6 protein-coding genes are annotated in these 11,839 nt (G+C 38.3%); 4 read left to right on the top strand and 2 right to left on the bottom strand.

Annotated features, from left to right (window positions below; genetic code table 11):
- The first annotated feature begins 43 nt into the window (after window positions 1-43).
- From JHD79_RS18770 to JHD79_RS18755, 4 genes are all read left to right on the top strand, one after another.
- On the top strand, window positions 44-2,785 hold the full coding sequence (locus JHD79_RS18770; RefSeq protein ID WP_370583357.1) for a prolyl oligopeptidase family serine peptidase: 2,742 nt from the start codon (window positions 44-46) through the stop codon (window positions 2,783-2,785).
- A gap of 134 nt (window positions 2,786-2,919) precedes the next feature.
- Window positions 2,920-4,074 carry a M14 family zinc carboxypeptidase gene (locus JHD79_RS18765; protein WP_199120894.1) on the top strand — a complete coding sequence of 385 codons (1,155 nt, stop codon included), beginning with the start codon at window positions 2,920-2,922 and terminating at the stop codon, window positions 4,072-4,074.
- A 36-nt stretch (window positions 4,075-4,110) separates the two neighbouring features.
- A complete protein-coding gene (locus JHD79_RS18760; RefSeq protein ID WP_199120893.1) occupies window positions 4,111-5,388 on the top strand; it encodes a nucleoside recognition domain-containing protein in 1,278 nt (425 codons plus the stop codon).
- A gap of 391 nt (window positions 5,389-5,779) precedes the next feature.
- The gene (locus tag JHD79_RS18755) at window positions 5,780-6,808 is read left to right on the top strand and encodes a M57 family metalloprotease (protein WP_199120892.1); all 1,029 of its coding nucleotides are present in this window, start codon (window positions 5,780-5,782) and stop codon (window positions 6,806-6,808) included.
- 207 nt (window positions 6,809-7,015) lie between these two features.
- Here the strand turns inward: JHD79_RS18755 and JHD79_RS18750 are convergent, their stop codons facing one another.
- Window positions 7,016-8,479, bottom strand: a complete 1,464-nt coding sequence (locus JHD79_RS18750) for a RagB/SusD family nutrient uptake outer membrane protein (protein WP_199120891.1) — start codon at window positions 8,477-8,479, stop codon at window positions 7,016-7,018.
- Between the two features lie 19 nt (window positions 8,480-8,498).
- Window positions 8,499-11,729 (bottom strand): TonB-dependent receptor, encoded by a 3,231-nt coding sequence (locus tag JHD79_RS18745; protein ID WP_199120890.1) that lies wholly within the window; start codon window positions 11,727-11,729, stop codon window positions 8,499-8,501.
- Window positions 11,730-11,839: the final 110 nt, after the last annotated feature.

Genomic DNA, 11,839 nt, shown 5'->3' with positions numbered 1-11,839 from the left:
CCCCCCCCCCTCTACCCACCCCCCCACCCCCGACCTCTACACTATGGCTCGATCGTCGGCAGCGTCAGATGTGTATAAGAGACAGACTGCTAAAAAGCTCAAGATAGCCAGAGGTACAAATATTTCCTTCAGTAACGATTCAAAGTTTGCCGCACTTGCGATCAAACCACTATTTAAAGATACCAGGCTAGAGAAGATCAAAAAGAAGAAACCAGACGAGCAATCAAAAGACAGTTTGGGTATCATTAACCTTAGCACTTTGGCCGTTACCAAAGTACCAAGAATTAAATCTTTCTCTTTCCCAGAAAAAGGTGCATCCATTATTGCTTATAACTTGGAAAAACCTTTGGATACGGCTAAAAAACCTAGACCTGCCGCACCTGCCCAAGAACGCAAAAACGATGGAGATCTGTTTTTTGCAGACGAAACACCCGCAGCTGGAGCTTCAAAAGAGGGAACAGACCTCATTGTAAAAAATTTGATTACCGGGGTAGAAAGAACTTATAAGTATGTAACCGATTATACCTTTAGCAAAAATGGAAAACTATTGGTTTTTGCCAGTTCTGGCTCTAAAAAAGATAAAGATGCCAAGCACGGGGTGTTTTTATTAGATACAGAAAAATGGACCTTGAAAACTTTGGTCAGAGACAAGGGCAATTTCAAAAATTTTGCATTTGACGAAGAAAGCGAACATTTGGCTTTCTTAGGCGAAACCAGCCCAGAAAAACAAGAGGTTAAAGATTTTAATATCTATTACAATTCCTTATCGCTGGACACCGCTCAGGTTCTTGTAGACAATGATATGACCGGTATGCCAAGTAAATATGCCGTAAGTGGAGATGGAAGACTTACTTTTAGTAAAGACGGTGCTAAATTATTCTTTGGTATAGCACCTATCAAAAAACCGAAGGACACTACGTTGGTGGACTTTGAAAATGCAAAACTAGATATTTGGGGCTACAAAGATGATTACCTACAACCCATGCAGTTAAAAAATGCCGAACGGGAAGCTAAAAGAAGCTATTTAACCGCTATTGAGGTTTATAGCTCTGATCCCAAAATCGTACCACTAACTGATTTAAAGCTACCAGATGCCAGTTTAGTAAAAGAAGGAGATGCCAGTTTTGTACTTGCTTCTACAGATTACGGAAATCGTGTGGCGCAGCAATGGACCGGAGGAAGCAAAAGAGATTACTACCTGGTTGATATCAAAACAGGAAACCGTAAAAAAATTATTGAAAATCTGATAGGCAATGCTACGGCCTCTCCTAACGGTCAGTATATCCTTTACTTTAATAAAGAAAATGGCAATTGGTATACCTATCAGGTAGCTACGGGAAAAATCACCTTATTAAACCATAATATGAGCGTGAAATTTGCTGATGAGGATAATGATGTGCCTGATTATGCCAATAGTTATGGGCTGGCTGGCTGGACGGAAGAAGACAAACTAGTTTTGATCAACGATCGTTATGATGTTTGGGCTTTTTCACCAGATGGTAAATCTGCACCTAAAAATATAACCATTGGTTACGGCCGCTCCAATAATATCACTTTAAGGGTAGAAAGAGTAAGTATAGGTAGTGCAGAGCGAAACATGGGCATGAGAAATACCGGTGGTAACAGTGATGACCGTTTCTTTAAAAAGAATGAAGTACTATACTTTGATGGCTTAAACAATACCACAAAGGAGAATGGAATTTTCAGAAAAGCCATTAATGACAATAAATTACCTGAGCAATTGGTAATGGAAAAAGCTAAATTTTCTTCCTTAGTTAAAGCAAGAGATCTGGATCTGTTCATTTACGATAAAGGAAGTTATATCAACTCTCCAGATGTTTACCTATCCAAAGACTTTAAAACAGCTACAAAATTAAGCAGTACCAATCCGCAACAAGCCAATTATATCTGGGGTACCACCGAATTGGTAAAATGGACTACCCCTAAGGGCTACAAATCGGAAGGTATTTTATATAAGCCTGAAAATTTTGATCCCAACAAGAAATATCCAATGATTGTGTATTTCTATGAGAAACTTTCTGATGGACTTTATACGTATCAGGCACCAGCCCCAACGCCATCACGTTTGAACATCTCATTTTTTGTGAGCAATGGCTATTTGGTATTCGCTCCAGATATTAGCTATGAAACTGGGCATCCTGGAAAATCTGCAGAAGAATTTATTAATTCTGGTGTAGAATACCTGAAAAAAAATCCATGGGTAGATGGCAGTAAAATTGGCATACAGGGACAAAGCTGGGGTGGCTATCAGGTAGCTCATTTAATTACGGTTACCAATATGTACGCTGCTGCATGGGCGGGTGCACCTGTAGTAAACATGACCTCGGCCTATGGTGGTATCCGTTGGGAAAGCGGTATGAATCGCCAATTCCAATATGAAAAAACACAAAGCAGAATTGGGGCAACGCTTTGGGAAAAACCAGAATTATATATTGAAAACTCTCCATTGTTCAATTTCCCTAAAGTAACTACTCCTGTAGTGGTGATGGCTAACGATGCAGATGGCGCCGTGCCATGGTACCAAGGTATAGAGATGTTTACAGGATTAAAACGTTTGGGCAAGCCAGTATGGTTGTTAAACTATAATAATGAAGCCCATAACTTGGTACAGCGTCAAAACAGAAAAGATATTCAAATACGTGAACAACAGTTTTTTGATTATTATCTAAAAGGTGCTAAAGCACCTGTTTGGATGGTAGACGGTATTCCGGCTACAGAAAAAGGAAAAACCTGGGGCTTTGAGCTAACTGACGAAAAGCCTTAATTATTTTGTCATTTCGAGCGACTTAATTAGCATTATTTAAATCGTCATTGCGAGGCACGAAACAATCTTATCTATTATTAGAAAGATTACTTCTCCTACTCCCAATGGCGATTTTTCTTTAACTTCGATTTCAAATGAACATCCAATCAACCCTAAGCAATTATTCAAGCTTCGAAGAAAAGACCTTGACCAATCGTTTTTTCAAACATGAAGATATTATACCGTTAATTAAACAACTACCTTCTACTTTTTCAGTGAGTACGCTTGGTCATTCCGTTAAAGGAAAAAGTATCCACGCCGTGAAATGGGGCAATGGAAAAACCAAAGTGATGTTGTGGAGCCAAATGCATGGCGATGAGGCTACAGGAACCATGGCTCTTTTTGATCTGTTCAACTTCTTGCAACAAGATAATGAAATGGTGCCATTATTAGCTGAAAACTGTGAGCTCTATATCATTCCGATGGTAAATCCAGATGGGGCCCAAATATTTACCCGGCGAAATGCGCAACAAATAGACATTAACCGGGATTTTTTGCAGACCCTTACGCCAGAAGCTAAAATACTAAAGCGATGTAGAGAGGTAGTACAGCCCCATTTTGGCTTCAATTTGCATGATCAACTTACACTCTGGAGCGTAGATGGAACCCTAAAACCTGCTACCCTATCCTATTTGGCCCCGGCCATAGATAAGGAACTGTCCATTAACCCATCGCGTGAAAAAGCCATGTTGGTCATTGCTGATATGTTTAAAGTAGTGGATCCTCTACTGCCCCTACATATCGGACTTTTTGATGATGAATATGAACCTAGGGCATTTGGTGATAATTTCCAAAAGGCAGGCACTTCTACCATTTTAATCGAAGCAGGTGGTTACCAAAATGATACAGAGAAACAAGAAATCAGAAAATTCTATTTCGCTTCTATCCTATCCGGATTGGTTTCCATTGCACAAAAAAGCTACCTACAGCAAAATACCGGTAACTATTTTGCCATTCCAAAAAACAACAAACAGCTTTTTCATATCCTTATTCATCACCTCTATTTAAATGGCATACACGTTAGCGTTGGCATTAATTATGAAGAATGCCCAGACAAGCTTGGAACAGGTACCATAAAAACATATGGTATTCAAGACATTGGCGATTTGAGTTTTTGCGATGCCTATCAGGTCTACGATGCCAAGCATTATCAATTGCAGGGCAGCATTCTTTTTAACCAGCCTGCAAATTTTAAGCTCACTGCAAATGACCAAATAATTTTAGCATTTGAAAATGGAAAATTGCGGTAAAAACACTACATTCAACACCGCAAAACAATCTTAAGAATGGCATTAAGCAGAATTTGGTCCGCCTTTATCATTGTGGCTATTGTAGTAGCCGCTATCAAATGTATCTTTTTTGGTCAAACAGAAATTTTCAGTTGGATGGTGATTGGCAAGGCCGACGATCCTAGCAATTTAACCAAGGTTAACGGTATCATTGAAACTTGTTGGACATCTGTTGAATTATGTCTAAAATTGATTGGCATATTAGCTTTATTTATGGGCTTTATGAGCATTGCCGAAAGAGCTGGAGGTATTCGACTATTATCAAGAATTGTGGGGCCATTCTTCTCTAAACTTTTTCCAGAGATCCCTAAAGGCCATCCTTCAATGGGGCATATGATTATGAATTTCTCTGCCAACTTACTAGGCTTAGACAATGCTGCTACTCCTTTTGGATTAAAGGCCATGGAGAGCTTACAGGAACTCAATCCAAATAAAGACACTGCCAGCAATTCACAACTGATGTTTTTGTGCTTGCATGCTGCCGGTTTAAGTCTTATTCCCGTAAGTGTAATTGCCATACGTGCTTCTCAAAATGCATCTGATCCTACAGATATATTCATTCCTTGCTTAATTGTTACGTTTGTGGGTACCATAAGTGCCATGTTAATCGTTTCGTTTAAACAAAAGATCAATTTATTTCAACCCATTATTATTGGATGGATTTTAAGTCTTTCCGTGATCATTGCTTTATTGGTATTATACCTTACTTCCCTCAATGCGGATGGCATTAAATCTTTCTCTGGCTTGTTAAGTAACGGCTTAATTTTACTGGTTTTCCTATTGATCGTTTTAGGCGGGGTTTATAAAAAAATTGATGTTTTTGATGCATTTATTGACGGTGCGAAAAATGGTTTTGAAACTGCCGTTAAGATTATCCCCTATTTAGTGGGCATGCTGGTCGCAATAAGTATGTTGCGTACCAGTGGTACTTTTGATGTTATAATTATGGGCATTAAAAACTTATTTGTACTTCTAGGTGCAGACACTCGCTTTGTTGAAGCTTTACCAACCGCCTTAATCAGACCATTGAGTGGAGGTGCTGCAAGGGGAATGATGGTGGATACCATGACGGCTTATGGTGCAGATTCTTTTGCCAGTAAATTATCAGGAATTTTTCAAGGGGCCTCTGATACCACATTTTATGTAATTGCCGTATATTTTGGTTCTGTTAGCATTAAAAATACACGTTATGCAGTTGGCGCCATGTTACTGGCAGATTTGGTTGGTGTTTGTACCGCTATTGGATTGGCTTATCTGTTTTTTGGGAATAGTTAATAAAATGATTACAACAACTCTTTAGAGTAGAATAACAGGCTGTATTAAATGTACGGCCTTTATTATTCTTAACCAACCTATTCATTCATAAATACAAAGAAGACAACTATTAACATATTGATTTACAAAAATGTGTAGCTTTATTATAATCATTTAAAATTAACCCCTAAATAAAATTATTATGAAAAAGACGTTCTTTTTTTTGTCCATCTTATTTTCTTTACTGTCTTGTAAAAAAAGTCAAGAAAACATCCAACACTCCAAAAAAACTGAAAAGCTAGAAAGTATATCAATAAAGGAATTATTAAATTTCCTCAGTGTCACAATGCAAGTAGATACAAATGATATAAACTACAATCCCACCGATAGTCTATTCACAATACAAAAAGACATGTTAATATCTTTCAAAGATGCTGGCGAAATGTTTGTTGATAGGAAAAAGAAACAAACTACGCCAACGGTTCAACATTATTTCGGAGGTTCTATAGTTTATAACATAAGCAATATTAAAGTTTATGTACGTGCAGCTGTACCTACCGAATGGCTACCGGCCATATATCAAGCAATAGATCATTGGAATAATACACTTACTAGGGTAAGATTTATAACAACCTCTAGCTATGCAGATGCCGATATTAGAATTAATGCCTCTAATCAAGGAAGCAGTGGACCTGTTGCTTGGGCATACTTGCCTATGTTTGGCTCACCAGGCAATGAAATAAATATAAACTATCATTATAATACCTTGATTGAATCTAGAAAAGTATTTGCGATAGCTCATGAACTGGGACATACGATAGGTTTTAAACATACTAATGAAACAGAGGGGAGTTATATTAATGGCACACCATCTAGCGACCCTTATTCTGTGATGAATTCTACTGTGCTTCCTTGGGTCAGTTTCACTACTGGTGATATTACAGCTACCAATCTTTTATATCCATACTCAACAATTTACTATAGTGCAGCTTGGACAACAGATCGTGCTTTTCCAAAAACTGATTGTGGGCCAGGATATATTGGAACGGCTCATACATATACAGTAAGTGCTGGCACTATCCTATCTGTTATCTCGCAGCAGGAGGCTGATCTTCGTGCCCATGTTTTCGCAGATCGATATGGGTTTACTAACGCAAATTTAGTAGGGTCATGTGTGATACAAATGATTGGTGGAGTAAACAGAATGTGGTGGCAAGATCAGGAAATTTATACCTTTTACCATAAACCACCCGGCAGCACAGTCACGTGGACAGTTAGTGGTCCATTACGAATTGTAGGTTCTAATACAGGCGACACTGTCACGGTCGAACTTGACCCCGCTTATCCAGTTTTAGAAGGCAACACTTATGGAGAGGCCACCATAACTGGAACAGTAGGAACAGCGGAATATCACCGTGATATTCAAATTAAATACGAGTAAGATTATTAGTTTGAAACTAATCCTGATAACCTAAAAGTTATCTAAAAACAGACCAACTACTATAAAATAAAGTGGTCAGTTTATTTCCCTTAAAAGTGTTCATTTGCTGGTCGCTTACCGGCAATTGGTTATAGCGTAGTTATACTTAAAAATTCATTTATAAGAAAGCCGCATCAAAATTGATGCGGCTTTTATTTTATCTAAAAATTAATTCGCATATCCAGGATTTTGTTGTGCTCTAATCGGAGGGTTAGCATTCATTTCTGCTAGGCTAATTGGCAATATTGTTTTATAGAAAGTTCTATCTATTGTTTTAGCTCTATGTTGTGGTACTGATATACTACCAAGCTCGTCGTTAAAAGTGATCGCTTTGTTAGTTCTCATCATATCAAAGAAACGTTGGCCTTCACCGTATAACTCCTTGCTACGCTCGTCTAAAATCATATCCAAGGTTATTGTACCTACCGTTGCAGGCACTAAATTTGGTGCACGTTTCCTAATCTGATTTAGATATCCTACAGCTTTACCAGGATCTGAGGTTAAGGCAGCTTCTGCCGCAATCAAATAAACTTCAGATAATCTAATTACCTTAATATTTACAGCTGTGTTGGTTGCTTTTCCATCACCTAAAAGGGCCGTATTTCCACTGTATTTATAAAGCGCACCTAAACGGGTGGCAGAAATTTCATCTGCCGCCATTATTCCCCATCTTACATCAGCTGCATCTTGACCTAACCGTGCTAAGAAATAATCACTTGCTACAAAGAAGCCAAGCGCTTGCGTAACACCATGGTTTCTTCTTCTGTGGTAAATTCCTAAAGAACCAGTTGTTAAATCGTTTTCTAATGGCACCATCCCTAATTCAAATATAGATTCCGAACCAAATTGAGTTGTCCAAGAACTTACCCAATTGGCATTGGTATATAAAGTGTATAATGAAGTCGCATTAATTACTTCTTCTGCGGCTGTTAACGCATTACCATAAGATTTCATATACAAATACACCTTAGCCAAAATTGCTTTATTAGCGTAATAGTTAATGTATCCGTTTACTTTTGTTTTAGGCAATAAAGGTGCTGCATCTGTGAGATCTTTCAATATCTGGGCATAATTTTGCTCTACAGTAGCTCTAAGTGGTTGCGCATCTGTAGACAACTTGGTAAGTACTAGAGGTACACCATAAGCATTTTTGTCTTGATCATAAACCTTTCCATATAAGCGTACTAAATCAAAATACATTAAGGCCCTTGCTGTCAAGGCTTGTCCTTTGGCCGTATTAAATCCAGTAACTCCTAACGCTTCCTGCTTTTGTATATTTTCCAATAAATTATTCACCTGTAATAAGCAATAATAAATTTGAGACCAATAGCCAGAATAGCTACCGTTATCTGCTGCATGATTAAACGTATATAAACCATCTAAACCACGTCCTTGAGAATAGACTGTAAAATCTCCACCCTTGGCATCACCATAGATCAAAAAATTCCTTCCATAATAATCTGATGATGTCATGGCTCTCATTATTCCATTAATGGCCACAGAGGCATCCTTTGGAGTTTTTATCGCCTGGTCTGCATCTGCAGAATTGGTAGGCGTCATATCTAAAAATTTCTTACATGAGGATAAACTGATTAACAGTAAAGCCATCAATAATATATTATATCTTTTCATCACAATGTTTCAGTTATCATTAAAAACTAAACTCTAAACCAAAGGTATAGGTCTTTCCAAACGGTGTTTCCCATCCTCTTGTACTATATTGGTTAACCTCTGGATCCGCTTCCTTGAACTTAGAAAACGTAAGTAAGTTAGTTCCGTTAAAATAGATTCTGGCACTAGATGCCCCTACTTTGGAGGTTAATTGATTTGGCAAACGATAAGCCAACAAAACATTTTTTAATCGTAAAAATGAAGCACTATGCAGCTGTCGCGTACTGTATTGCATAGGGTCCGTTAAATCTGTACCTTTTAGTTGAGGTAAAGATCCACCTGTATTTTGAGGTGTCCACATATTGTCGTACACGCTTTTCGCTCTTATTCTTTCCCAATAATATCCATCATCCGCCGCATCTTTATAAGCTCCATCATAAAGATCACCGCCTATTTTATAGTTAAAAACAAAACCTAGCGTTATGCCTTTATACTCAAAATTAGTATTAAGGCCACCATAAACGTCAGGAATACCATCACCTATAATTTTTCTATTTGCGTTGTTAAAATCATATGTAATTCCTCTTCCATTAATTACTTCATCACCAGCGCTTGGATTATTAGGATTATTCACATACCACATATTTTTGCCGTTTTTTGGATCAACGCCAGCCCATTCGTAGCCCCAAAAACTTAACGTAGAAGCGCCTTCTCTATAAATAAACTGTGCTCTCGCATCACCTCCAGTTGGGTCGTTCCAGATCACATCATTACCAGCTGCTGAACCTGCTACGCCATATAATTTAGTCACCTTAGAGGATAAGAAAGTTGCATTTACACCCAAAGTCCATTTAAAATCTTTTTTGGCTAGTAACTCTGCATTCAAATCAATCTCAATACCTTTGTTGTTGATACTTCCAACATTTTTAAGTACTGAGCTAACACCAGTAGTGGTTGATATAGGCACGCTCTGTAGCAAATCTTCTGTATTTCTATTGAAGTATTCGACCGTACCAGTTAAGCGCTTAAACAAACCAAATTCTAAGGCAATGTTTGTCGCTAAGTTCTTTTCCCATTTCAAACTCTTGTCGGGGATACTACCCAACGCTGATCCAGCTTGGCTAAGATATTTAGAGCCGTAAGTTACCAATGCTCTCCATCCATAGTTTGCACTTGGGAAGGTTCCATTTGTACCGTAAGAAGCTCTAAGCCTTAAATGATCAACAAAAGTTAGTCCTTTCATGAATTCTTCTTTGTTTAACATCCAAGAGCCACCAATGGACCAAAAGTTACTCCATCTCGCATCTGGATGTAATCTTGAAGATCCATCTCTTCTGTAAGATCCAGAGAGAAAATACTTTTGTTTATAGTTGTATTCCAATCTGGTTAATCCAGATACAAGCGAATTCCCCCATTCATATGAACTGGCACTTTGTACGCCTGCGGTAACCACTGTTGGCAAAGTGCTTGCAGGTAAATCAGTTCCTGTTGAGCGTTGAAAATCGGTAACATTTTTTTCGGTTTCAAAACCCGCTAAAAAGCCTAGTGAATGATCACCAAAAGTTTTGTTGTAGTTTAAGGTGGTAGTAGAAACTATTTTATTGTCATTAGTCGTAATATCGTTCACAGATCCATTTGTTGCCGATCCGTTATAATGTATTGCACTGTAATAAATATGATCGGTAATTTGAGCATTATCATAAGAAAAGATAGACTTCACGTTTAACTCAGGCAATATGTTAAATTGAACGTAAGGACTAGCCAATATTCTTTTAGTTACCGATTTGTTATCCCACTCGTTATCGTAGTAAATGTTGTTTTGCGCCAAACTACCATATCTAGCCGTAAAAGGTTGACCAGTTTTATAATCTGTAGGCCAGTAAAAAGGCCATAATAGATTTCTGGTTTGCATAAAGTAGTTAGAACCAGTATTTCTAGTATCGTTAAAACCCGTTTGCTCTGAACGGGCAAAAGTCATATTGGCACCAAATTCGAATACCTTGCCTACCTTTTGTAATAAGTTGATACGACCAGTAATACGATCAAAATTATTAATTTTTATCCGGCTTTGATCTTTAGTATAGGAAAGCGAGGTGTAATATTTACTTTCTTCTGTACCTCCACTGACTGCTAAATCATTGGTTTGATACAGTCCAGTTCTGAATAAGGCACCCTCCCAATCATAGTACTTTCCATCGCGATTTTCAACGCCGTCAGTCTTGCCTTTAATGATGACATTTTCGTTCATGCTAGTTCCTGGGGTTGAAAATTCATAACCATGCATTCCAAATCCGTACGCCGTCGTAGGAGTACCATAGGATGCCCCAGGGGTCCAGTTTCTGGAATTTAATCGCATGAGTGTCTGCTCATTAGCTTGTTGTGGCGTTCTGCCCGCTGCAATACGGGAATCGTAAAGTATGCTGTATAACATATTGATCTGCTCTTGTGGACCAGCTGCTTCGTAATTATCTGTTGCCCAAGAAGGCGTTAAACCAATCGAAGTTCTAAATTCTACTTTAGGTTTACCCGATTTGCCTTTTTTGGTAGTGATAATGACTACACCATTAGCCGCTCTAGAACCATATAATGAAGCAGCAGCGGCATCTTTAAGAACCGTAATACTTTCAATATCAGCGGGATTTATGGTATTCATGATGTTGTTGGAAGCTGTAGTATAATCGCTCATCTGGCCAGCATTCCCTTGATTAACCGGAACTCCATCTATTACATAAAGTGGATCTAATGATGCGTTCATTGACCCAATACCTCTAACGCGAATACTAGGTGTTGCACCTGCCTGACCCGATGAAGTGGTTACTTGTACCCCAGCCATCCTACCTACTAAGGCATTTTGAAACGACGTTGTGGGCATTTCTTTAATGTCGTCAGCTTTAACCACAGAAGCAGAACCAGTAAACGTACTTCTCTTGGCTGTTCCATAAGCCACTACCATTACCTCGTCTAATTGCTGGTTGCTTGAGCTAAGCTCCACATTAACGGTTGCTTGATTTCCTACCGTAATTTCCTTTGAAATATAACCAATATAAGTAAATACCAATATGGAACTATTGGCTGGGACATTGATGGAAAAGCTACCATCGGCGATTGAAATTACAGTGTTGCCAGTTTGTCCCTTAACTGACACACTTACTCCTGGAATTCCTTTTCCGTCGGCCGCATCGGTTACCTTTCCCCGCACATTTCGCTGAGCATAAGTAAACGTGGCCAACAGCAAGAATCCCAACAAGGTTAGGATAAATTTTCTGTTCATGTTTGTGTTGATTAGTTGATAAATAGTTTTTTGAAATATACGCAAAATTACGCACCAATGCTACACCAACACATTATTTAGAAAAATTCAAAACAAAATCAAAACACTCA

Source organism: Pedobacter sp. ASV28 (assembly GCF_016428855.1).
Classification (GTDB): domain Bacteria; phylum Bacteroidota; class Bacteroidia; order Sphingobacteriales; family Sphingobacteriaceae; genus Pedobacter.
This window is presented reverse-complemented; position numbering and strand designations above follow the sequence as displayed.